This window comes from Goodfellowiella coeruleoviolacea, from assembly GCF_024171785.1.
In the GTDB taxonomy this organism is placed as follows: domain Bacteria; phylum Actinomycetota; class Actinomycetes; order Mycobacteriales; family Pseudonocardiaceae; genus Goodfellowiella; species Goodfellowiella coeruleoviolacea.
This window is the reverse complement of sequence record NZ_JAMTCK010000005.1, coordinates 455,788-478,942: the sequence shown is the minus strand read 5'-3', so window position 1 is coordinate 478,942 and position 23,155 is coordinate 455,788. Positions and strand designations below refer to the sequence as shown.

The following is a 23,155-nucleotide window of genomic DNA, read 5'->3' as shown; positions in this document are numbered from 1 at the left end:
GGTGTTCGTGGTGGTCGCGCTGCTGGGCATCAGCTATGTCAGCGCGCGGTACGCGGGGCTGGACCGGGTGTGGGGCGGCGGCGGGTACGTGGTGCGGGTGCGGTTGGCCGACTCGGGTGGGATCTTCAGCGACGCCGAGGTCACCTACCGCGGGGTGGGGGTGGGCCGGGTGGGGCCGCTGCGGCTGACCGAGCACGGGGTGGAGGTGGACCTGGCCATCGACTCCTCGGCGCCGGCCATCCCCGACGACGTCGAGGCGGTGGTGGCCAACCGGTCGGCCGTGGGCGAGCAGTACGTGGACCTGCGGCCGCGCCGTGACGGCGGGCCGTTCCTGGCCGAGGGCGCGGTGATCGAGCAGGCCGACACCCGCACGCCGCTGCCGGTGGAGACGCTGCTGGCCGACGTGGACGCGCTGGCCGCGTCGGTGCCGGCGGACGCGCTGCGCACGGTGGTGGACGAGCTGGACACCGCGTTCAGCGGCACCGGCCCGGATCTGGCGGTGCTGCTGGACGCGACCAGGGACGTCACCGGCACGGCCAGCGCGCACCTGCCGCAGACCACCGGCCTGCTCACCGACGGGCACACCGTGCTGGCCACCCAGAACGACCAGGCCGACGCCATCCGGTCGTTCAGCGGCGACCTGCGGCTGCTCACCGAGCAGCTGAAGAACTCGGACAGCGACCTGCGCCGGCTGATCTCGGCCGCGCCACCGGCCGCCGCGCAGCTGAGCGGCCTGCTCGCCGACAGCGGGCGCAACCTGGGCGTGCTCGCGGCCAACCTGCTCACCACCGCGACCGTGGTGCTGCCCAGGCTGGACGGCGTCGAGCAGGTGCTGGTCACCTATCCGGCGGTGCTGGTGGGTGGCTTCACCGTGGCGCCCGACGACGGCACCGCCCACTTCGGCCTGGCCCTGAACGTGTTCGACCCGTTGCCCTGCACCCAGGGCTACGAGCGGACCACCATCCGTGCTGGCACGGACACCAGCCCGGCCCCGCCCAACACCCAGGCGTACTGCGCGCTGGGCCGGGGCAGCAACAGCACCGTGCGGGGCGCCCAGAACGCGCCCTACGGCGGTCAGCCCGGCCCGGTCAGCACCACCCGGGACGCGACGACACCGGGCGGGACAGCCCAGGGCTCGGCGCCGCAGGGTGGGACACCGCAGGGCCCGACCGGCCAGCAGAGCACACCCGCGCCGGCCAGCCGGGGCGGGGCCACCAGCCTGGGGCAACTGCTCGGGTTACCCGGATGACCGCGCGGCGGCAACGACTACCCCCCTGGAGAGATCATGGCGAACCGGTCGCTGTTGCGCCTCCCCGCCGGCCTGGCCCGCCTGGCCGGTGCCGACCGCTCAGCCCGCGACATCGCACCGCGGGTGGTCGCGCTGCTCGCCGCGGTGGCGTTCGTGCTGATGGCGGTGTTCGGGGTGCTGTGGTGGACAACCGCAACCAACGACTCGCTGCGCTACGCCCAGACCAGGGACGAGGTGCTGCGCGTCGGCCAGCAGGGCATCGTCAACTTCAACACCTTCGACTTCCGCAAGCCCGACGACGCGTTCGCCCTCTGGCTGGACTCCTCCACCGGCCCGCTGCACGACGAGACCGCGACGATGCGGGACCAGAACAAGAAGCTGTTCGAGGACACCAAGCGCACCACCAAGGCCGAGGTGCTCGACGCCTCCGTGGTCGAACTGGACGACCGGGCCGGCAAGGCCAAGGTGATGGCCGCGGTGCAGACCGTGGTGACACCGGACGGCGGGGAGCCCTACGTCGACCGACAGCGGCTCCAGGCCGAGCTGACCCGCACCGACGGCGGGTGGAAGCTCAGCGCCATCGCCAAGATCGACACCGGCGCGGTCTGAGCCCGTCCGGACCGCAACGCGCAGCCAAGGCCGAAGGGACTCACACCGTGCCACCCACCCGTCGCCGCCCAACCCCGCAGCCGCGCCGTCCCAAGGTCGCCGGCACGCGCACGCGCAACCGCACCGCCGAGGGCACGCGGCCGGCAGCAGCGGCCCAGGCGCCCGAACCGGCCGCACCGGTTGGTCCAACCCCACTGGTCGAACCAGCCAGGCCGGCCGAACCAGCCAGGGGGACCGAATCGGCCGAGGCGGTTGAGGCGGTTGCGGCGGCCGAGCGGCCGACCGTCGCCAGCCCGCGCGCTGACGCCGGTGCGACCACCGCGCCTGTGGACACCCCAGCGGCTGCCGAGGCGGCAGAGGCCGGTGCGGCAGGCGATGCCCCGGGGGAGGCAGGTGCCGCCGACACCGGGCGGGCCGCCGACACTGGGCGGGCCGCTGGCAGCGACGATGCCGGCGAGGCGGACGGCGCCGGCGAGGCCACTGGTGCCGTCGGGGGGCCGGAGGGCTCAGCCGAGGCCGACCGGACCGGGACCGACCCAGCGGCCGAGGCCGGCTCCACCGCCGACCAGGAGTCCACCACCGACCAGGAGTCCACCGCCGAGGGTGACCGCGCGCGGGAGCGGACCGGGGGCGGCCGGTCGGCACGACAACGGCTGGCGCTGCCGGTCGCCCTCGCCGCGCTGCTGGTCTGCACCGGCCTGGCAATCTGGTTCCGGGCCGAGCAGGTCGGGCTGGCCAGCAGCAACGCCGCCACCAACCAGGCGCTGGTGGACACCGGGCGCACCACCGAGGTCAGCGGCCAGGTCACCGAGGCGCTGGAGAAGGTGCTGTCGTTCTCCTACGACCGGACCGACGAGGCCGAGCAGAACGCCAGGACCTATCTGACCGGCCAGGCCATCGACGAGTACAACCAGTTGTTCGCCCAGGTGAAGCAGAACGCCGCCACGCAGAAACTGGTGCTCTCGGCCCGCGTGGTGACCACCGGGGTCAAGGCGCTGGAGGGGGACCGGGCCGTGGTCCTGGTGTTCCTGGACCAGATCGCCACCAGGGCGGACAAGAACGAGTCCAGTGCCAGCGGGTCGATGTTCAGCGTGCGCGCCGAGCGCGTCGACGGGCGCTGGCGGATCGCCGGCTTCGACATGCTCGGCCAGCAGAACAACGCCCAGCAACAGAGCGGCGCCCAACAGCAGACCAGCGCCGCACAGCAGAGCAGCGCAGCGCAGCCGAACGGCTCCGCACCGCAACAGGACGGGGCCGCCGGGTCGGGCACACCTGCGTCCTCACCCCCGGCCGGCGGCCGGTAACATGACGCGTCGGATCGAATACTTGTGGCGACCGGTTTTCGCCGAGTTGGTGTCCGAAAAGACCAGTTTAGCCGATGTGACCAGAGTCACAGTTTGGGGTGATTGGCGCGACTGCGCACTGCTGTTGCTGATCACCACTGGGTGTCGTCGTGTGCACTCACAATGTGAACTGTCTGTGTTTCGGCTGGTCAGGACGGTCACGTCGAGTGAGAACCGGTTCCGCCGACGGGGTGATCGCAGCGTGGCGTCTTGACTCACGGGCCCGCGCAGGTCACTCTGTCGGTGCGGATGTGACCGGTTCTTGCCGGGCCCTCTCGACAGCTGCCGTGTTGGTGGCTAGACTGCCCCTTTGCGCTGCCCTCCTTTCGTATGCCCTTCGCCGAGAGCTACGATTTTGGGCACCACCGCACCCTTGACAGCCGTGCTAGCGCACGCTATTGGCAGCGCTAGCTCGCTTGAGTCCCTGGAAGGACGCATCTTGGCAGTCTCCCGCGCGACCACGGCCACTGCTGCGACCAACTCCACGTCGGGGATCCCCGGAGCGCCCAAGCGGGTCTCGTTCGCGAAGATCCGCGAGCCGCTCAAGGCGCCCAACCTGCTCGACCTGCAGATTCAGTCGTTCGAATGGCTCACCGGCGACGAGAGTTGGTTCCAGCGTCGCGTCGATGCCGGCGATGAGAATCCCGTTGGCGGCCTCGAAGAGGTCCTCAACGAGATCTCGCCGATCGAGGACTTCTCCGGCTCCATGTCCCTGTCCTTCTCCGACCCTCGTTTCGACGAGGTGAAGGCCTCCGTCGAGGAGTGCAAGGACAAGGACATGACGTACGCGGCACCGTTGTTCGTCACCGCCGAGTTCACCAACCACACCACTGGCGAGATCAAGAGCCAGACGGTGTTCATGGGTGACTTCCCGATGATGACGGACAAGGGGACCTTCATCATCAACGGCACGGAGCGGGTTGTGGTGTCCCAGCTCGTGCGGTCCCCAGGGGTCTACTTCGACCAGGCGGTCGACAAGACCACGGACAAGGACGTCTTCAGCGTCAAGATCATCCCGAGCCGGGGTGCCTGGCTCGAGTTCGACGTCGACAAGCGCGACACCGTAGGTGTCCGCATTGACCGCAAGCGTCGTCAGCCGGTCACCGTGCTGCTGAAGGCCCTCGGCTGGACGGCGGAGCAGATCCGCGAGCGGTTCTCGTTCAGCGAGACGCTGCTGGCCACCCTGGAGAAGGACCACACGGCCGGCACGGACGAGGCCCTGCTCGACATCTACCGGAAGCTGCGCCCCGGCGAGCCCCCGACCAAGGAGAGCGCGCAGGCCCTGCTGGAGACGCTGTTCTTCAAGGACAAGCGCTACGACCTGGCCAAGGTCGGCCGCTACAAGGCCAACAAGAAGCTCGGCCTGAACGTCCCGATCAACCAGGGCGTGCTCACCGAGGACGACATCGTCACCACCATCGAGTACCTGGTCCGGCTGCACGCCGGCGAGACCTCGATGGCCGTGCGCAACGGTGAGCTGGGCCCGGACGGCCAGCCCGCCGTCATCCCGGTCGAGGTGGACGACATCGACCACTTCGGCAACCGCCGCATCCGCACCGTCGGCGAGCTGATCCAGAACCAGATCCGGGTCGGCCTGTCCAGGATGGAGCGGGTCGTCCGGGAGCGGATGACCACCCAGGACGTCGAGGCCATCACGCCGCAGACCCTGATCAACATCCGCCCCGTGGTCGCCGCGATCAAGGAGTTCTTCGGAACCTCCCAGCTGTCGCAGTTCATGGACCAGACCAACCCGATCGCCGGGCTGACGCACAAGCGCCGCCTGAACGCGCTCGGCCCGGGTGGTATCTCCCGTGAGCGCGCCAGCATGGACGTCCGCGACGTGCACCCCTCGCACTACGGCCGGATGTGCCCGATCGAGACGCCGGAAGGCCCGAACATCGGTCTGATCGGCTCGCTGTCCTCCTACGCCAGGGTGAACCCGTTCGGGTTCATCGAGACCCCGTACCGCAAGGTCATCGACGGCCGGGTCACCGACCAGATCGACTACCTGACCGCGGACGAGGAGGACCGCTACGTCAAGGCGCAGGCCAACACGCCCATCGACGAGGACGGCAACTTCCTCGAGGACCGCGTGCTGGTCCGCAAGAAGGGCGGCGAGATCGAGCAGATCGCGCCGAAGGATGTCGACTACATCGACGTCTCGCCGCGCCAGATGGTCTCCGTGGCCACGGCCATGATCCCGTTCCTGGAGCACGACGACGCCAACCGCGCCCTGATGGGCGCGAACATGCAGCGCCAGGCCGTGCCGCTGCTGCGCAGCGAGTCGCCGCTGGTCGGCACGGGCATGGAGCTGCGCGCCGCGGTCGACGCCGGTGACGTGGTGGTGGCCAAGAAGGCCGGCGTGGTCGAGGAGCTGTCCGCCGACTACGTCACGATCATGGCCGACGACGGCACCCGGCAGACCTACGGGATGCACAAGTTCCGCCGGTCCAACCAGGGCACCTGCATCAACCAGAAGCCGATCGTCAACGAGGGCGACCGGATCGAGGTCGGCCAGGTCATCGCCGACGGCCCGTGCACGCAGAACGGCGAGATGGCGCTCGGCAAGAACCTGCTGGTCGCGATCATGCCGTGGGAGGGCCACAACTACGAGGACGCGATCATCCTGTCCCAGCGCCTGGTGCAGGACGACGTGCTCACCTCGATCCACATCGAGGAGCACGAGATCGACGCCCGGGACACCAAGCTCGGCGCCGAGGAGATCACCCGGGACATCCCGAACGTCTCCGAGGACGTGCTCGCCGACCTCGACGAGCGCGGCATCATCCGGATCGGTGCCGAGGTCCGCGACGGCGACATCCTGGTCGGCAAGGTCACCCCGAAGGGTGAGACCGAGCTGACCCCGGAGGAGCGCCTGCTGCGCGCCATCTTCGGTGAGAAGGCCCGGGAGGTCCGCGACACCTCGCTGAAGGTCCCGCACGGCGAGAACGGCAAGGTCATCGGCATCCGCGTGTTCAGCCGCGAGGACGACGACGAGCTGCCCCCCGGCGTGAACGAGCTGGTCCGGGTCTACGTGGCGCAGAAGCGCAAGATCCAGGACGGTGACAAGCTCGCCGGCCGCCACGGCAACAAGGGCGTCATCGGCAAGATCCTGCCGGTCGAGGACATGCCGTTCCTGCCGGACGGCACCCCGGTCGACATCGTGCTGAACACCCACGGCGTGCCGCGTCGAATGAACATCGGCCAGGTGCTGGAGACCCACCTCGGGTGGATCGCCAAGCAGGGCTGGAGCATCGAGGGCAACCCGGAGTGGGCCAGCAAGCTGCCCGAGGAGCTGTACCACGTCGAGCCGGGCACGAACACGGCCACGCCGGTGTTCGACGGTGCCCGCGAGGACGAGATCACCGGCCTGCTCGGCTCGACCCTGCCCAACCGGGACGGCGAGCGCATGGTCGGCTCGGACGGCAAGGCGCAGCTGTTCGACGGGCGCAGCGGTGAGCCGTACCCCTACCCGGTCGCGGTCGGCTACATGTACATCCTGAAGCTGCTGCACCTGGTGGACGACAAGATCCACGCCCGCTCCACCGGCCCGTACTCGATGATCACCCAGCAGCCGCTGGGTGGTAAGGCGCAGTTCGGTGGTCAGCGGTTCGGTGAGATGGAGTGCTGGGCCATGCAGGCCTACGGCGCCGCCTACACCCTCCAGGAGCTGCTCACCATCAAGTCCGACGACGTCCTCGGCCGCGTCAAGGTGTACGAGGCGATCGTCAAGGGCGAGAACATCCCGGAGCCGGGCATCCCGGAGTCCTTCAAGGTGTTGCTCAAGGAGCTGCAGTCGCTGTGCCTGAACGTCGAGGTGCTCTCCAGCGACGGTGCGGCCATCGAAATGCGTGACGGTGACGACGAGGACCTGGAGCGCGCCGCGGCCAACCTCGGCATCAACCTGTCCCGAGACGAGGCACCCTCTGTTGACGACGTCGTGAACTGACCTCGCCGCCGGGCGGGGGCGCGGCCCAGCGCCGCCGACCCGCCCGGCTCGACCCCTCCAGGCCTGAACCAACTATCAGGGGAGAAGAACCGACGTGCTCGACGTCAACTTCTTCGACGAGCTTCGCATCGGCCTCGCCACGGCCGACGACATCCGCCAGTGGTCGTACGGCGAGGTCAAGAAGCCCGAGACGATCAACTACCGCACGCTCAAGCCGGAGAAGGACGGCTTGTTCTGCGAGAAGATCTTCGGTCCCACCCGGGACTGGGAGTGCTACTGCGGCAAGTACAAGCGCGTCCGCTTCAAGGGCATCATCTGTGAGCGCTGTGGCGTCGAGGTGACCCGCGCCAAGGTGCGCCGTGAGCGGATGGGCCACATCGAACTGGCCGCCCCGGTCACCCACATCTGGTACTTCAAGGGTGTGCCCAGCCGGCTGGGCTACCTGCTCGACCTGGCGCCGAAGGATCTGGAAAAGATCATCTACTTCGCCGCCTACGTGATCACCTCGGTCAACACCGAGCTGCGGCACACCGACCTGCCCACCCTCGAGAACGAGATGCAGGTCGAGCGCAAGCGCGTGGAGAACAAGCGCGACGCCGACATCGAGGCGCGGGCCCAGAAGCTGGAGGCCGACCTCGCCGAGCTGGAGGCCGAGGGCGCCAAGAGCGACGTGCGCCGCAAGGTCAAGGAGAGCGGCGAGCGCGAGATGCGCCAGATCCGCGACCGCGCCCAGCGGGAGCTGGACAAGCTCGACGAGATCTGGAGCACCTTCACCAAGCTGGAGCCCAAGCAGCTCATCGCCGACGAGCTGCTGTACCGGGAGCTGTACGACCGCTACGGCGAGTACTTCACCGGTGCCATGGGCGCGGAGTCCATCCAGCGGCTGCTGGCCGACTACGACGTCAACGCCGAGGCCGAGTCCCTGCGCGAGACGATCCGCACCGGCAAGGGGCAGAAGAAGCTGCGCGCCCTCAAGCGGCTGAAGGTGGTGGCCCCGTTCCAGGCCACCGGCAACAGCCCGCAGGGCATGGTGCTGGACTGCATCCCGGTGATCCCGCCGGACCTGCGGCCCATGGTCCAGCTCGACGGTGGCCGGTTCGCCACCTCCGACCTGAACGACCTGTACCGCCGCGTGATCAACCGGAACAACCGCCTCAAGCGACTGATCGACCTCGGCGCGCCCGAGATCATCGTCAACAACGAGAAGCGGATGCTCCAGGAGGCCGTGGACGCGCTGTTCGACAACGGCCGCCGCGGGCGTCCGGTCACCGGCCCGGGCAACCGGCCGCTGAAGTCCCTGTCCGACCTGCTCAAGGGCAAGCAGGGCCGGTTCCGCCAGAACCTGCTGGGCAAGCGCGTCGACTACTCCGGCCGTTCGGTCATCGTGGTCGGCCCGCAGCTGAAGCTGCACCAGTGCGGTCTGCCCAAGCAGATGGCGCTGGAGCTGTTCAAGCCGTTCGTGATGAAGCGGCTGGTGGACCTCAACCACGCGCAGAACATCAAGTCCGCCAAGCGGATGGTGGAGCGCCAGCGCCCGCAGGTGTGGGACGTGCTGGAAGAGGTCATCACCGAGCACCCCGTGCTGCTGAACCGGGCGCCGACCCTGCACCGGCTGGGCATCCAGGCCTTCGAGCCGCAGCTGGTCGAGGGCAAGGCCATCCAGCTGCACCCGCTGGTCTGCGAGGCGTTCAACGCGGACTTCGACGGTGACCAGATGGCGGTGCACCTGCCGCTGTCGGCCGAGGCGCAGGCCGAGGCCCGCATCCTGATGCTGTCCAGCAACAACATCCTGTCGCCGGCCTCCGGCCGGCCGCTGGCCATGCCGCGTCTGGACATGGTCACCGGGCTGTTCCACCTGACCAGGCTCAAGGCCGACGGCAAGGGCGCCGGGCGGGCGTTCTCCTCGCCGGCCGAGGCGATCATGGCCTTCGACCGGCACGTGATCGACCTGCAGGCGCCGGTCAAGATCCGGATCACCGACCGGATGCCACCGCGCGGCCAGGAGCCCGAGGGCTGGGAGCCGGGTCAGGCGTGGCTGGCCGAGACCACGCTGGGCCGGGTGCTGTTCAACGAGCTGCTGCCCGCGGACTACCCGTACATCAACGAGCCGATGCCCAAGAAGCGGCAGTCGGACGTGGTGAACGACCTGGCCGAGCGGTACCCGATGGTCACCGTGGCCCGCACGCTGGACAAGCTCAAGGACGCCGGCTTCTACTGGGCCACCCGGTCCGGGGTCACCATCGCCATCTCCGACGTGGTCGTGCCGGAGAACAAGCAGGAGATCCTCGACCGGTACGAGAAGCAGGCCGACGTGGTGGAGAAGCGCTACCAGCGCGGCCAGCTGTCCTACGCGGAGCGCAACAGCGAACTCGTCAACGTCTGGAACCAGGCCAAGGACGAGGTCGCCGCGGCGATGGAGGCGAACTTCCCCGAGGACAACCCGATCCCGACCATCGTGAAGTCCGGTGCGGCTGGAAACATGACCCAGGTCGTGCAGCTGGCCGGTATGCGTGGTCTGGTGTCGAACCCGAAGGGTGAGTACATCCCCCGCCCGATCAAGGCGAACTTCCGCGAGGGCCTGACCGTGGTGGAGTACTTCATCTCCACGCACGGTGCCCGCAAGGGTCTGGCCGACACCGCCATGCGGACCGCCGACTCGGGTTACCTGACCCGTCGTCTGGTGGACGTCTCCCAGGACGTCATCGTCCGCGAGATCGACTGCGGCACCAACCGCGGCGTGACCATGAAGGTCGCCGACGCGGTCGACGGTCGCTACAGCCTGGACGAGCACGTCAAGACCAGCGTCTACGCCCGCACCCTCGCCGAGGACGTGGCCGACGCCGACGGCAACGTGCTGCTCAACCGGGGCGACGACCTGGGTGACCCGGCCATCGAAAAGCTGGCCAGCCTGGGTGTCACCAGCGTCAAGGTGCGCAGCGTGCTGACCTGCGAGTCGGCCGTGGGCGTGTGCGCCCAGTGCTACGGCCGGTCGATGGCCAGCGGCAAGCTGGTGGACGTCGGCGAGGCCGTCGGCATCGTGGCCGCCCAGTCCATCGGTGAGCCGGGTACCCAGCTGACCATGCGTACCTTCCACCAGGGTGGTGTCGCCGGTGACGACATCACCAAGGGTCTGCCGCGCGTGGCCGAGCTGTTCGAGGCCCGGGTGCCCAAGGGCAAGGCGCCGATCGCGGACGTCGACGGCCGGGTGCGCATCGAGGACGGCGAGCGGTTCTGGAAGATCACCCTCATCCCGGACGACGGGAGCGAGGAGATCGTCTTCGACAAGCTGTCCAAGCGGCAGCGGCTGGCCAACACCCCGAACGGGCCGCTGGCCGACGGCGACCACGTCTCCGTGGGGCAGCTGCTGCTGGAGGGCACGCCCGACCCGCACGAGGTGCTGCGCGTGATGGGCCCGCGCGAGGCCCAGCTGCACCTGGTGGAGGAGGTCCAGAAGGTCTACCGCTCCCAGGGTGTGGCCATCCACGACAAGCACATCGAGGTGATCGTCCGGCAGATGCTGCGCCGGGTCACGATCATCGACTCGGGCTCGACCGAGTTCCTGCCCGGCTCGCTGGTCGAGCGGGCGGAGTTCGAGTCGCAGAACCGGCGGGTCGTCGCCGAGGGCGGCGAGCCGGCCTCCGGTCGCCCGGTGCTGATGGGTATCACCAAGGCGTCGCTGGCCACGGACTCGTGGCTGTCGGCCGCCTCCTTCCAGGAGACCACGCGAGTCCTCACCGATGCCGCGATCAACGGCCGGAGCGACAAGCTGATCGGCCTGAAGGAGAACGTGATCATCGGTAAGTTGATCCCGGCTGGTACGGGCATCAACCGGTACCGCAACATCCAGGTCCAGCCGACCGAGGAGGCGCGGGCCGCGGCCTACGCCATCCCGTCCTACGACGACGGCTACTACACGCCGGACGTGTTCGGCACGGGCACTGGCGCGGCGGTGCCGCTGGACGACTACGACTTCGGCCGCGACTACCGCTGACGTCGAGTCACTCACCCGTGGCGGGCCCCGAGCGCACCCCAGCGCCCGGGGCCCGTCCCGTTTTCTGGACGGCCTGACGCCTGCTGGGGTCACCACAGGAGGGGCCAGACCGCCGGCGGGCCATGGCGTGGTCCAGGGGCGCGGCCGCGGCCAACTCCGGGTCGCGTGCGCACGCCAGCCACACCGACGGGACCGCATCGGGCACGGCGCCGGTGGAGGCACGCGCGGCTGCGTCCTCCACGGCGGTGTGTGCGGTCTTCTCTCCCCCGTTCGGGTGGTTTTGGGTGGCGGGTTGGCGTGTTGGCGGGCATGGTGGGGAGAGGTAGCCCGGCGGCCTGGCGAGCCAGCGACAACAGAGCTGGATCGCAGGTGACGTGGGCCCCCCCGTTTTGACCCGTACGGGCGGAGCCAGGTATCTTTGCTACTTGTGCCCGACCTATGTCGGGCCGCTCCGCGTGCCCGTGAGCGGTGGCGGTTGTTCTGATGTCAAGTTGACAGATGTCAAATTTGACTTAAGACGGCTGTTACCGGGGGTGCGCGGTAGTCCTCTTGAATCCCAGTGGGACGCCACAGGACTACACGGTCTGTCGCTCACGGGTCTGAGGCTGGGCCGACACGCCCGACCTCGGGATACGGGGACGCGCCAGAAACAGACCCAGACAGACACCAAGTACACAGAGCTCGCACGGACGAGACGCGAACGCGAAGAAAGCCGGTCTATGCCAACGATCCAGCAGCTGGTCCGCAAGGGCCGCCAGGACAAGGTCGTCAAGACCAAGAGCGCGGCTCTCAAGGGGAGCCCGCAGCGGCGCGGCGTGTGCACCCGCGTCTACACCACCACTCCCAAGAAGCCGAACTCCGCCCTGCGCAAGGTCGCGCGTGTGAAGCTCACCAGTGGGATTGAGGTCACGGCGTACATTCCGGGTGAGGGCCACAACCTGCAGGAGCACTCGATGGTGCTCGTCCGTGGCGGCCGTGTGAAGGACCTCCCTGGCGTCCGCTACAAGATCATCCGCGGTTCGCTCGACACCCAGGGTGTGAAGAACCGCAAGCAGGCTCGCAGCCGTTACGGTGCGAAGAAGGAGAAGAGCTGATGCCCCGCAAGGGACCGGCCCCGAAGCGGCCGCTGATCTCCGATCCGGTTTACAGCTCCCCGCTGGTCACTCAGCTGATCAACAAGGTGCTGGTCGACGGCAAGCGCTCGGTCGCCGAGCGGATCGTCTACGGCGCCCTGGAAGGTGCCCGCGAGAAGACCGGCACCGACCCGGTGGTCACGCTCAAGCGCGCGCTGGACAACGTGAAGCCGACCCTGGAGGTGCGCAGCCGCCGGGTTGGTGGCGCCACCTACCAGGTCCCGGTCGAGGTGCGGCCGGGCCGCTCGACCACGCTCGCACTCCGCTGGCTGGTCAACTTCTCGCGGCAGCGCCGGGAGAAGACCATGGTCGAGCGTCTGATGAACGAGCTGCTCGATGCGAGCAACGGTCTCGGGGCGAGCGTGAAGCGCCGCGAGGACACGCACAAGATGGCCGAGTCGAACAAGGCCTTCGCCCACTACCGCTGGTGATCGACCACCGGTCTGCCCGACCGGTGCAACGCCAGCCCTAGTGAGCGCGAATTTGCTGCTCAAGACAGGGGACGACACTCGTGGCACGCGACGTGCTGACAGATCTGGCCAAGGTCCGCAACATCGGGATCATGGCCCACATCGACGCGGGCAAGACCACCACGACCGAGCGGATCCTCTTCTACACGGGGATCAACTACAAGATCGGCGAGGTGCACGACGGCGCCGCGACGATGGACTGGATGGAGGAGGAGCAGAAGCGCGGCATCACCATCACCTCCGCCGCGACCACCTGCTTCTGGGACGACCACCAGATCAACCTCATCGATACGCCTGGCCACGTCGACTTCACCGTCGAGGTGGAGCGCAACCTGCGGGTTCTCGACGGCGCGGTCGCTGTGTTCGACGGCAAGGAAGGTGTCGAACCGCAGTCTGAGCAGGTTTGGCGGCAGGCGACCAAGTACAACGTCCCGCGCATCTGCTTCGTCAACAAGATGGACAAGCTGGGCGCGGACTTCTACTTCACCGTCCGCACCATCGAGGAGCGGCTCAACGCCAAGCCGCTGGTGATCCAGCTGCCCATCGGCGCGGAGAACGACTTCATCGGGTGCATCGACCTGGTCGAGAACCGGGCGCTGGTCTGGCGCGGTGAGGTGCAGAAGGGCGAGGACTACGTCGTCGAGGAGATCCCGGCCGACCTCGCTGACAAGGCCGCGGAGTACCGCGAGAAGCTCATCGAGACGATCGCCGAGTCCGACGACGAGCTCATGGAGCTGTACCTCGCCGGCGAGGAGCTGTCCGTCGAGCAGATCAAGGCGGGCATCCGCAAGGTCACGGTCAACCGGGAGGCCTACCCGGTGCTGTGCGGCTCCGCGTTCAAGAACAAGGGCGTGCAGCCCATGCTCGACGCGGTGATCGACTACCTGCCGTCGCCGCTGGACATCCCGCAGGTCGAGGGCACGCTGCAGGACGGCGAGACGCCGGCCTTCCGCAAGCCCAGCGTGGACGAGCCGTTCTCGGCGCTGGCGTTCAAGATCATGACCCACCCGTTCTTCGGGAAGCTGACCTACATCCGGGTCTACTCGGGTCGGATCGTGTCGGGCACCCAGGTCATCAACTCGACCAAGGACCGCAAGGAGCGCATCGGGAAGCTCTTCCAGATGCACTCCAACAAGGAGAACCCGGTCGAGGAGGCGCGCGCCGGCCACATCTACGCGTGCATCGGCCTCAAGGACACCACCACCGGTGACACCCTGAGCGACCCGCAGGCGCCGATCGTGCTGGAGTCGATGACCTTCCCCGAGCCGGTCATCAAGGTCGCGGTTGAGCCGAAGACCAAGGCCGACCAGGAGAAGCTGAGCACGGCCATCCAGAAGCTCGCCGAGGAGGACCCGACCTTCCGGGTCAGCCAGGACGAGGAGACCGGCCAGACGATCATCGAGGGCATGGGCGAACTCCACCTCGAGGTGCTGGTCAACCGGATGAAGTCCGACTTCAAGGTCGAGGCGAACATCGGCAAGCCGCAGGTCGCCTACCGGGAGACCATCCGCCGCACGGTGGAGAAGTTCGAGTACACGCACAAGAAGCAGACCGGTGGTTCCGGCCAGTTCGCGCGGGTGATCATCGCCCTGTCGCCGCTGGAGAAGACCGCCGACGGTGCGTTCTACGAGTTCGAGAACAAGGTCACCGGTGGCCGCGTGCCCAGGGAGTACATCCCGTCGGTGGACGCGGGCGCCCAGGACGCCATGCAGTACGGCGTGCTCGCCGGCTACCCGCTGGTCGGCCTGAAGGTGACCCTGCTCGACGGTGCCTACCACGAGGTCGACTCCTCCGAGATGGCCTTCAAGATCGCCGGCTCCATGGCACTCAAGGAGGCGGCGCGCAAGGCCAACCCGGTGCTGCTCGAACCGATGATGGCGGTCGAGGTGACCACGCCCGAGGACTACATGGGTGACGTCATCGGTGACCTCAACTCCCGTCGCGGGCAGATCCAGGCGATGGAGGAGCGCAGTGGGGCCCGCGTCGTCAAGGCGCTGGTGCCGCTGTCGGAGATGTTCGGCTACGTCGGTGACCTGCGGTCCAAGACCCAGGGCCGGGCGAACTACTCCATGCAGTTCGACTCCTACGCGGAGGTTCCGACGAACGTCGCGAAGGAGATCATTGCCAAGGCCACGGGCGAGTGAACTCGGAGCCAGGCAGTGAGCATCGCGAAGGCGACGGGGGAGTGACCCCTAACCGGAGCACCGCACACTAGTGCGGGCTCTCCGGGGGGACACTCCCCGGGGTCCGCACAACCGACCCTGACGAGTCGCTGGGCCGAGACCGGTTTGACGGCCCAGCGGAAAGTAAAGAAGTCCAGGAGGACAATCCAGTGGCGAAGGCGAAGTTCGAGCGGACCAAGCCGCACGTCAACATCGGCACGATTGGTCACGTCGACCACGGCAAGACCACTCTGACCGCGGCGATCACCAAGGTCCTGCACGACAAGTACCCGGACCTGAACAAGGCCTCGGCCTTCGACGAGATCGACAAGGCTCCGGAAGAGAAGCAGCGCGGGATCACGATCAACATCTCGCACGTCGAGTACCAGACGGAGAAGCGCCACTACGCGCACGTCGACGCTCCTGGTCACGCCGACTACATCAAGAACATGATCACCGGTGCGGCGCAGATGGACGGCGCCATCCTGGTGGTGGCCGCCACCGACGGCCCGATGCCGCAGACCCGCGAGCACGTGCTGCTGGCCAAGCAGGTCGGCGTGCCCTACATCGTGGTGGCCCTGAACAAGGCCGACATGGTGGACGACGAGGAGATCCTGGAGCTCGTCGAGCTGGAGGTTCGTGAGCTGCTGTCGTCCCAGGACTTCCCGGGCGACGACGCTCCGGTGGTCAAGGTCTCCGGCCTGAAGGCCCTGGAGGGCGACCCGGAGTGGACGCAGTCCGTGCTCGACCTGCTGGACGCGGTGGACGAGAACGTGCCGGACCCGGTGCGTGAGATCGAGAAGCCGTTCCTGATGCCGATCGAGGACGTGTTCACCATCACCGGTCGTGGCACCGTGGTGACCGGCCGCATCGAGCGTGGCGTCATCAACGTCAACGAGGAGGTGGAGATCGTCGGCATCAAGGAGAAGTCGATGAAGACCACCGTCACCGGCGTTGAGATGTTCCGCAAGCTGCTCGACCAGGGCCAGGCCGGTGACAACGTCGGTCTGCTGCTGCGCGGCATCAAGCGCGAGGACGTGGAGCGCGGCCAGGTCGTCGTGAAGCCGGGCACCACCACCCCGCACACCGAGTTCGAGGCGCAGGTCTACATCCTGTCCAAGGACGAGGGTGGCCGGCACACGCCGTTCTTCAACAACTACCGGCCGCAGTTCTACTTCCGCACGACCGACGTGACCGGTGTGGTGACCCTGCCCGAGGGCACCGAGATGGTCATGCCGGGTGACAACACCACCATGTCGGTGCAGCTCATCCAGCCGGTCGCGATGGACGAGGGCCTGCGGTTCGCTATCCGTGAGGGTGGCCGCACCGTCGGCGCCGGCCACGTGCTGAAGATCAACAAGTGATTGGGTGCCGGCCGGTGAGCCCCGTGCTCGCCGGCCGGCCCTGGTCCGGGTGACATCGGAGTTGTTATCCGGGCCGCACCAGCGGACCCCGATTTGGCCGGCCACGCCAGGGTGTGGCATGCTGAACGGGTTGCTCGTCATGGGGCGGTCGGTGCGGTGTTCGTACGGGGAGTTCCCCGTGTAGTACCGACCGACCGCCCCGGCACGAGTGGTCGGCGTCCTGGGGTCCGTCGGACCCCGGTCTGGCCGAGACAATGACATACCTTGGGTCGTACCCGTGTGGGCATGACCCGGGGGGTCTTGGCGGACCGGAACAGGGCCACACCAGGACCGGGGTCGGAAGGCCCATCCCAAAGACAAAAGTCAATGGGACCGGTATGCGAAGCGGCGGCGACACGCCCGACCGCGTGGACCGGATACCGCAGCACCACCTGACTATTGACTTGTGAATAGGGGAGCGGGAGCAGTACTCCCCGGTCTCTACGGCCGGGCTCCACAGCGGTGCGGCCGGGCTCCATAACGGCGAGAAGAGGAACGGCAAGCCATCATGGCGGGACAGAAGATCCGCATTCGGCTCAAGGCCTACGACCACGAGGCGATTGATGCTTCAGCGCGGAAGATCGTCGAGACCGTGACGCGCACCGGCGCCCGGGTCGTTGGGCCGGTGCCGCTGCCCACCGAGAAGAACGTTTACTGCGTCATCCGCTCGCCGCACAAGTACAAGGACTCGCGCGAGCACTTCGAGATGCGCACGCACAAGCGTCTGATCGACATCCTCGACCCGACGCCGAAGACGGTGGACGCGCTCATGCGCATCGACCTGCCGGCAAGCGTCGACGTCAACATCCAGTAAGCGTTGGGCGCGTCATCGAGCGTCGACTTCAGCGGCGGAGAGTAACGAGACCCATGTCTGACAGGCAGATCAAGGGGATTCTGGGCACCAAACTCGGCATGACCCAGGTCTTCGACGACAACAACCGCATCGTGCCGGTGACCGTCGTCAGGGCCGAGCCGAACGTGGTCACCCAGGTCCGCACCGAGGAGAAAGACGGCTACGCGGCCGTTCAGTTGGCCTACGGGGCCATCGACCCCCGCAAGGTCAACAAGCCGGTGACCGGGCACTTCAGCAAGGCGGGTGTGACGCCCCGGCGCCACCTGGCCGAGCTGCGGACCACGGACGCCAGCGAGTACGAGGTCGGCCAGGAGATCACCGCCGAGGTGTTCGAGGCCGGCGCGGTGGTGGACGTGACCGGCACCAGCAAGGGCAAGGGCACCGCCGGTGTCATGAAGCGGCACGGCTTCAAGGGCCTCAGCGCCAGCCACGGCACCCAGCGCAAGCACCGCTCGCCTGGCTCGATCGGCGGCTGCGCCACGCCCGGCCGCGTGTTCAAGGGCGTGCGCATGGCCGGCCGCATGGGCCACGAGCGCGTGACCACGCAGAACCTGACCGTGCACCGGGTTGACGCCGAGGCCGGGCTGCTGCTCATCAAGGGCGCCGTCCCCGGCCCGAAGAACGGCCTGGTGTTCGTTCGTAGCGCCGCGAAGGGTGGTGCGTGATGAGCGAGAACACTCAGGCGAACGCCGAGGAGATCACCGCCGTGGGCACCACGGTCCGCACCGTTGACGTCTACACCCCCGAGGGCACCACCGACGGCACCGTCGAGCTGCCCGCCGAGGTCTTCGACGTCCAGGCGAACATCGCGCTGATGCACCAGGTCGTGGTGGCCCAGCAGGCCGCGGCCCGCCAGGGCACCCACGACACCAAGACCCGCGGTGAGGTCTCCGGTGGCGGCAAGAAGCCGTACCGGCAGAAGGGCACCGGCCGGGCCCGCCAGGGTTCGACCCGCGCCCCGCAGTTCACCGGCGGTGGCACGGTGCACGGGCCCACGCCGCGCGACTACACGCAGCGGACCCCCAAGAAGATGAAGGCCGCCGCGCTGCGCGGAGCGCTGTCCGACCGGGCGCGCGCCAACCAGATCCACGTGGTCACCGGTGTCGTCACCGGCGAGGCGCCGTCCACCAAGCAGGCCAAGAAGACGCTCGGGCACGTCAGCCAGGCCAGGCGAGTGCTGGCCGTGGTGAGCCGGACCGACGAGCTCGCCTGGCTGAGCCTGCGCAACCTGGACTCGGTGCACGTGCTCGGCCCGGACCAGCTCAACACCTACGACGTGCTGGTCAACGACGACGTGGTGTTCACCAAGGACGCCCTGGAGCTGTTCCTGGCCGGCCCGATCGCCGCCAAGGCGAAGGCCAAGTCCTCGGTGGCCGCTGAGGAGGGTGACAAGTGATCCCCGACCCGCGCGACATCCTGCTCGCGCCCGTGATCTCCGAGAAGTCCTACGGGCTGCTCGAAGAGCACAAGTACACCTTCCTGGTGTCCCCGGGCGCGAACAAGACCGAGATCAAGATCGCGGTCGAGAAGGTCTTCGGCGTGAAGGTCGTGAGCGTGAACACGATCAACCGCCAGGGCAAGCGGAAGCGGACCAGGACCGGCTACGGCAAGCGCAAGGACACCAAGCGCGCCGTCGTCACGCTGTCGCCGGAAAGCAAGCCGATCGAGATCTTCGGCGGCCCGGCCGCCTGACGGCGCCGGCAGGACTGCTGACAGGACGAGGACTGCTTAAGAGATGGGCATTCGCAAGTACAAGCCGACGACGCCGGGACGTCGTGGCGCGAGCGTGTCCGACTTCGCCGAGATCACTCGGTCGACGCCGGAGAAGTCGCTGGTTCGCCCGCTGCACGGCCGTGGCGGCCGCAACGCGCACGGCAAGATCACCACGCGGCACAAGGGCGGCGGGCACAAGCGCGCCTACCGCCTGATCGACTTCCGCCGGGTGGACAAGGACGGCGTGCCGGCCAAGGTCGCGCACATCGAGTACGACCCGAACCGCACCGCGCGCATCGCGCTGCTGCACTACGCCGACGGCGAGAAGCGCTACATCCTCGCCCCGGACAAGCTGCGCCAGGGCGACCAGGTGGAGAACGGCCCCAAGGCGGACATCAAGCCGGGCAACAACCTGCCGCTGCGCAACATCCCGCTGGGCACCGTGGTGCACGCGATCGAGCTGCGGCCCGGTGGTGGCGCCAAGATCGCCCGCTCGGCCGGTGCCAGCGTGCAGCTGGTGGCCAAGGAGGGCGCGTTCGCCCAGCTGCGGATGCCCTCGGGCGAGATCCGCAACGTGGACGTGCGCTGCCGCGCCACGGTGGGCTCGGTCGGCAACTCCGAGCACGCCAACATCAACTGGGGCAAGGCCGGCCGCATGCGGTGGAAGGGCAAGCGCCCGACCGTCCGCGGTGTGGCCATGAACCCGGTGGACCACCCGCACGGTGGTGGTGAGGGCAAGACCTCCGGTGGTCGCCACCCGGTGAACCCGGCTGGTAAGCCCGAGGGTCGTACCCGCCGCCGCAAGGAAAGTGACCGGCTCATCGTCCGGCGTCGCCGCGCCGGTAAGAAGCGCTGAGCAGGGAGGGAGTGAAGGATGCCGCGTAGCCTCAAGAAGGGCCCCTTCGTGGACGACCACCTGCTCAAGAAGGTGGACGCCCTCAACGAGTCGGGCAAGAAGACCGTGATCAAGACCTGGTCCCGCCGGTCGACGATCATCCCGGACATGCTGGGCCACACCTTCGCGGTGCACGACGGCCGCAAGCACGTCCCGGTGTTCGTCACCGAGGCGATGGTCGGGCACAAGCTGGGCGAGTTCGCCCCGACCCGCACCTTCAAGGGCCACGTCAAGGAAGACCGGAAGTCGCGCCGCCGCTGAGCGGGTGACGAACTAGGAAGAGTCAAGGGGTAGCAGCGATGAACGCCCGCAACAACGCCGCGACCGCGGAACAGCTTCCGCGCGCTGTGGCTCGGGCTCGCTACGTCCGCACCACGCCGATGAAGGCGCGGCGGGTGGTCGAGCTCATCAGGGGCCGTAGCGCCAGCGAGGCCCTGGCCGTGCTCCAGTTCGCGCCGCAGGCCGCCAGCGGTCCGGTGGCGAAGGTGCTCGCCAGCGCCGTGGCCAACGCCGAGAACAACCTCTCCCTCGACCCCGACACCCTGTGGGTGAGCGCGGCGTACGTGGACGAGGGGCCGACGCTCAAGCGATTCCGGCCGCGTGCCCAGGGTCGTGCGTACCGGATCAACAAGCGGACCAGCCACATCACCGTTGAGGTTGAGTCCAGGCCGGCGGACGACCGCAAGGGCGGCAAGGGTCGCCAGAGCAAGTCGAAGGGGAGTGCCCGGTAGTGGGTCAGAAGATCAACCCGCACGGCTTCCGGCTGGGGATCACCACCGACTGGAAGTCCCGCTGGTACGCGGACAAGCAGTACGCCGAGTACGTGGCGGAGGACGTCAAGATCCGCCGCATGCTCTCCAAGGGCATGGAGCGTGCCGGCATCTCCAAGGTGGAGATCGAGCGCACCCGCGACCGGGTCCGCGTCGACATCCACACCGCCCGTCCGGGCATCGTCATCGGCCGCCGTGGCGCCGAGGCCGACCGGATCCGCGGCGAGCTGGAGAAGCTGACCGCCAAGCAGGTCCAGCTGAACATCCTCGAGGTCAAGAACGCCGAGTCGGACGCGCAGCTGGTCGCCCAGGGCGTGGCCGAGCAGCTGTCCAACCGGGTCTCCTTCCGCCGCGCGATGCGCAAGGCCATCCAGTCGGCCATGCGTTCCCCGCAGGTCAAGGGCATCCGGGTGCAGTGCGGTGGCCGCCTGGGTGGGGCTGAGATGTCCCGCTCCGAGCACTACCGCGACGGCCGCGTGCCGCTGCACACGCTGCGCGCGGACATCGACTACGGCTTCTTCGAGGCTCGCACCACCTTCGGTCGCATCGGCGTCAAGGTGTGGATCTACAAGGGCGACGTGGTCGGTGGCCTGAGCGCCAAGCGCGAGCGGGAGACCACCGCGGAGTCCCGTCCGCCGCGCCGCGAGCGGCCGAGCCGGCCTCGCCGGTCGGGTTCCTCCGGGACCACCCCGGCGAGCACCGACGCCGGCCGGGCGGCCGCTGAGGGCCAGTCCGACCAGAGTGTGAGCGACGCGGCGGTGGACAGCGCACCGGCGGTCAGCACGCCGGCCGCCGCAGAGAAGACGGAGGGCTGAGTAGTGCTCATCCCGCGCAAGGTCAAGCACCGCAAGCAGCACTCGCCGCAGCGGTCCGGTGCTGCCAAGGGCGGTACCCGGGTCACCTTCGGTGAGCTCGGCATCCAGGCTCTGGAGCCGGCTTACGTGACCAACCGGCAGATCGAGTCCGCTCGTATCGCCATCACCAGGCACATCCGCCGTGGCGGCAAGGTCTGGATCAACATTTTCCCGGACCGCCCGCTCACCAAGAAGCCGGCCGAGACCCGCATGGGTTCCGGTAAGGGTTCGCCGGAGTACTGGGTGGCCAACGTCAAGCCGGGCCGGGTGCTGTTCGAGATGAGCTTCCCGAACGAGGCCGTGGCTCGGGAGGCGCTTCGCCGGGCGATCCACAAGCTCCCGATGAAGTGCCGGATCGTCACGCGTGAGGGTGGTGACTTCTGATGGCGGCGGGTACCACCGCGGCAGAGCTGCGTGAGCTCACCGACGAGGAGCTGGTGCTGCGCCTGAAGGAGGCCAAGGAGGAGCTGTTCAACCTCCGGTTCCAGATGGCCACCGGTCAGCTCGACAACAACCGGCGACTGCGCACGGTCCGGCACGACATCGCCCGGATCTACACCGTGATGCGTGAGCGGGAGCTCGGTTTGTCCGTGTCCCCCGATCAGGTTCCTAGTGGGGAGGGTGCGGCGTGAGCGAGAGCCAGAACGCCACCACGCGTAACTACCGCAAGGTCCGCGAGGGCTACGTCGTGTCCGACAAGATGGACAAGACGATCGTGGTCGAGCTTGAGGACCGCAAGAAGCACTCGCTGTACGGCAAGGTCCTGCGCACCACCACCAAGGTGAAGGCGCACGACGACCAGAACACCGCTGGCGTCGGCGACCGCGTACTGCTGATGGAGACCCGTCCGCTGTCGGCGACCAAGCGCTGGCGGCTGGTGGAGATCCTGGAGAAGGCCAAGTAGTTGGAGAGGCCGGGGCCGCCCGGTGGAACGGTGCGCCGTGAACCGTCCACACGGGACACGGCTGGCGCGGGACACCGTGCCACCGGACACCGGGCGACCCGAATCTCCCACCAAACGACCGCGCGCGTCAGGTCGGAAATCTGGCGTGCCAGCAAGGGTCAGGAGTTGAAGTGATCCAGCAGGAGTCGCGGCTGCGCGTCGCCGACAACACCGGTGCGAAGGAAATCCTCTGCATCCGGGTGCTCGGTGGTTCGGGGCGGCGCTACGCGGGAATCGGCGACATCATCGTCGCCACCGTCAAGGACGCGATCCCCGGTGCCGGCGTGAAAAAGGGCGACGTGGTCAAGGCCGTCGTCGTGCGCACCGCCAAGGAGCGCCGCCGTCCTGACGGTTCCTACATCCGGTTCGACGAGAACGCCGCAGTGCTCATCAAGAACGACAACGAGCCGCGCGGCACCCGCATCTTCGGCCCGGTCGGCCGGGAGCTGCGCGACAAGAAGTTCATGAAGATCATCTCGCTCGCGCCGGAGGTGTTGTGATGAAGGTGAAGAAGGGCGACACGGTCGTCGTCATCGCCGGCAAGGACAAGGGCGCCAAGGGCAAGGTGATCCAGGCGTACCCGGACAAGCAGCGGGTCCTGGTCGAGGGTGTCAACCGGATCAAGAAGCACACGCGGGTCACCCAGACCCAGCGGGGCGCGCAGTCCGGCGGCATCGTCACGCAGGAGGCGCCGATCCACGTGAGCAACGTGATGGTCGTCGACTCCGATGGCAAGCCGGCCAGGGTTGGGTACCGCACGAACGACGAGGGGCGCCGGGTCCGGGTGTCCCGCCGCAACGGTAAGGACATCTGAGCAT

The 23,155-nt window shown here is 68.1% G+C and carries 22 protein-coding genes; all 22 read left to right on the top strand.

All coding sequences use genetic code 11. The features are described 5' to 3' along the window. The first annotated feature begins 1 nt into the window (after position 1). The 22 genes from LX83_RS13735 (at position 2) to rplX (ending at position 23,151) form a co-directional block, all read left to right on the top strand. A complete protein-coding gene (locus tag LX83_RS13735; RefSeq protein WP_253771097.1) occupies positions 2-1,249 on the top strand; it encodes an MCE family protein in 1,248 nt (415 codons plus the stop codon). A gap of 36 nt (positions 1,250-1,285) precedes the next feature. Further along, complete coding sequence (locus LX83_RS13730; protein ID WP_253771095.1) at positions 1,286-1,858, top strand: hypothetical protein; 573 nt, start codon at positions 1,286-1,288, stop codon at positions 1,856-1,858. Between the two features lie 326 nt (positions 1,859-2,184). Next, complete coding sequence (locus LX83_RS13725) at positions 2,185-3,162, top strand: hypothetical protein (RefSeq protein WP_253771093.1); 978 nt, start codon at positions 2,185-2,187, stop codon at positions 3,160-3,162. 478 nt (positions 3,163-3,640) lie between these two features. Further along, on the top strand, positions 3,641-7,150 hold the full coding sequence (rpoB, locus tag LX83_RS13720; protein ID WP_253771091.1) for a DNA-directed RNA polymerase subunit beta: 3,510 nt from the start codon (positions 3,641-3,643) through the stop codon (positions 7,148-7,150). Positions 7,151-7,244: 94 nt separating this feature from the next. Next, positions 7,245-11,141, top strand: coding sequence for a DNA-directed RNA polymerase subunit beta' (locus tag LX83_RS13715; RefSeq protein ID WP_253771089.1), 3,897 nt, complete (start codon positions 7,245-7,247; stop codon positions 11,139-11,141). A 719-nt stretch (positions 11,142-11,860) separates the two neighbouring features. Then, on the top strand, positions 11,861-12,235 hold the full coding sequence (gene rpsL, locus LX83_RS13710) for a 30S ribosomal protein S12 (RefSeq protein ID WP_253771087.1): 375 nt from the start codon (positions 11,861-11,863) through the stop codon (positions 12,233-12,235). Then, a complete protein-coding gene (rpsG, locus tag LX83_RS13705) occupies positions 12,235-12,705 on the top strand; it encodes a 30S ribosomal protein S7 (RefSeq protein ID WP_253771085.1) in 471 nt (156 codons plus the stop codon). The genes rpsL and rpsG overlap by 1 nt, the downstream gene beginning before the upstream one ends. Positions 12,706-12,785: 80 nt before the next feature. Beyond that, positions 12,786-14,888, top strand: a complete 2,103-nt coding sequence (fusA, locus tag LX83_RS13700; RefSeq protein ID WP_253771056.1) for an elongation factor G — start codon at positions 12,786-12,788, stop codon at positions 14,886-14,888. Positions 14,889-15,076: 188 nt separating this feature from the next. Continuing rightward, the gene (tuf, locus tag LX83_RS13695; protein WP_253771054.1) at positions 15,077-16,270 is read left to right on the top strand and encodes an elongation factor Tu; all 1,194 of its coding nucleotides are present in this window, start codon (positions 15,077-15,079) and stop codon (positions 16,268-16,270) included. 547 nt (positions 16,271-16,817) lie between these two features. Continuing rightward, the gene (gene rpsJ / locus LX83_RS13690) at positions 16,818-17,123 is read left to right on the top strand and encodes a 30S ribosomal protein S10 (RefSeq protein WP_003938093.1); all 306 of its coding nucleotides are present in this window, start codon (positions 16,818-16,820) and stop codon (positions 17,121-17,123) included. Positions 17,124-17,176: 53 nt separating this feature from the next. Beyond that, positions 17,177-17,827 carry a 50S ribosomal protein L3 gene (rplC, locus tag LX83_RS13685; protein WP_253771052.1) on the top strand — a complete coding sequence of 217 codons (651 nt, stop codon included), beginning with the start codon at positions 17,177-17,179 and terminating at the stop codon, positions 17,825-17,827. Then, the gene (rplD, locus tag LX83_RS13680) at positions 17,827-18,558 is read left to right on the top strand and encodes a 50S ribosomal protein L4 (protein ID WP_253771050.1); all 732 of its coding nucleotides are present in this window, start codon (positions 17,827-17,829) and stop codon (positions 18,556-18,558) included. Before rplC ends, rplD begins: the two co-directional genes overlap by 1 nt. Then, positions 18,555-18,854: a 50S ribosomal protein L23 gene (rplW, locus tag LX83_RS13675; RefSeq protein WP_253771048.1), complete on the top strand. Its 300-nt coding sequence runs from the start codon at positions 18,555-18,557 to the stop codon at positions 18,852-18,854. The genes rplD and rplW overlap by 4 nt, the downstream gene beginning before the upstream one ends. Before the next feature lie 43 nt (positions 18,855-18,897). Then, the gene (gene rplB, locus LX83_RS13670) at positions 18,898-19,731 is read left to right on the top strand and encodes a 50S ribosomal protein L2 (protein ID WP_253771047.1); all 834 of its coding nucleotides are present in this window, start codon (positions 18,898-18,900) and stop codon (positions 19,729-19,731) included. Positions 19,732-19,749: 18 nt separating this feature from the next. Then, positions 19,750-20,031 carry a 30S ribosomal protein S19 gene (gene rpsS, locus LX83_RS13665; protein WP_093155222.1) on the top strand — a complete coding sequence of 94 codons (282 nt, stop codon included), beginning with the start codon at positions 19,750-19,752 and terminating at the stop codon, positions 20,029-20,031. 38 nt (positions 20,032-20,069) lie between these two features. Further along, positions 20,070-20,501, top strand: a complete 432-nt coding sequence (gene rplV, locus LX83_RS13660; RefSeq protein ID WP_253771045.1) for a 50S ribosomal protein L22 — start codon at positions 20,070-20,072, stop codon at positions 20,499-20,501. Further along, positions 20,501-21,355 carry a 30S ribosomal protein S3 gene (gene rpsC / locus LX83_RS13655; protein ID WP_253771043.1) on the top strand — a complete coding sequence of 285 codons (855 nt, stop codon included), beginning with the start codon at positions 20,501-20,503 and terminating at the stop codon, positions 21,353-21,355. The genes rplV and rpsC overlap by 1 nt, the downstream gene beginning before the upstream one ends. A 3-nt stretch (positions 21,356-21,358) precedes the next feature. Next, on the top strand, positions 21,359-21,778 hold the full coding sequence (gene rplP / locus LX83_RS13650; RefSeq protein ID WP_253771041.1) for a 50S ribosomal protein L16: 420 nt from the start codon (positions 21,359-21,361) through the stop codon (positions 21,776-21,778). Next, positions 21,778-22,026, top strand: coding sequence for a 50S ribosomal protein L29 (gene rpmC, locus LX83_RS13645; RefSeq protein ID WP_253771039.1), 249 nt, complete (start codon positions 21,778-21,780; stop codon positions 22,024-22,026). The genes rplP and rpmC overlap by 1 nt, the downstream gene beginning before the upstream one ends. Continuing rightward, positions 22,023-22,298, top strand: a complete 276-nt coding sequence (gene rpsQ / locus LX83_RS13640) for a 30S ribosomal protein S17 (protein ID WP_308203965.1) — start codon at positions 22,023-22,025, stop codon at positions 22,296-22,298. The genes rpmC and rpsQ overlap by 4 nt, the downstream gene beginning before the upstream one ends. A gap of 170 nt (positions 22,299-22,468) precedes the next feature. Beyond that, entirely contained in the window at positions 22,469-22,837 is a 369-nt protein-coding gene (rplN, locus tag LX83_RS13635; protein WP_253771037.1) for a 50S ribosomal protein L14, read from the top strand. Beyond that, positions 22,837-23,151: a 50S ribosomal protein L24 gene (gene rplX / locus LX83_RS13630; RefSeq protein WP_253771035.1), complete on the top strand. Its 315-nt coding sequence runs from the start codon at positions 22,837-22,839 to the stop codon at positions 23,149-23,151. The genes rplN and rplX overlap by 1 nt, the downstream gene beginning before the upstream one ends. The last annotated feature ends 4 nt before the right edge of the window (positions 23,152-23,155 follow it).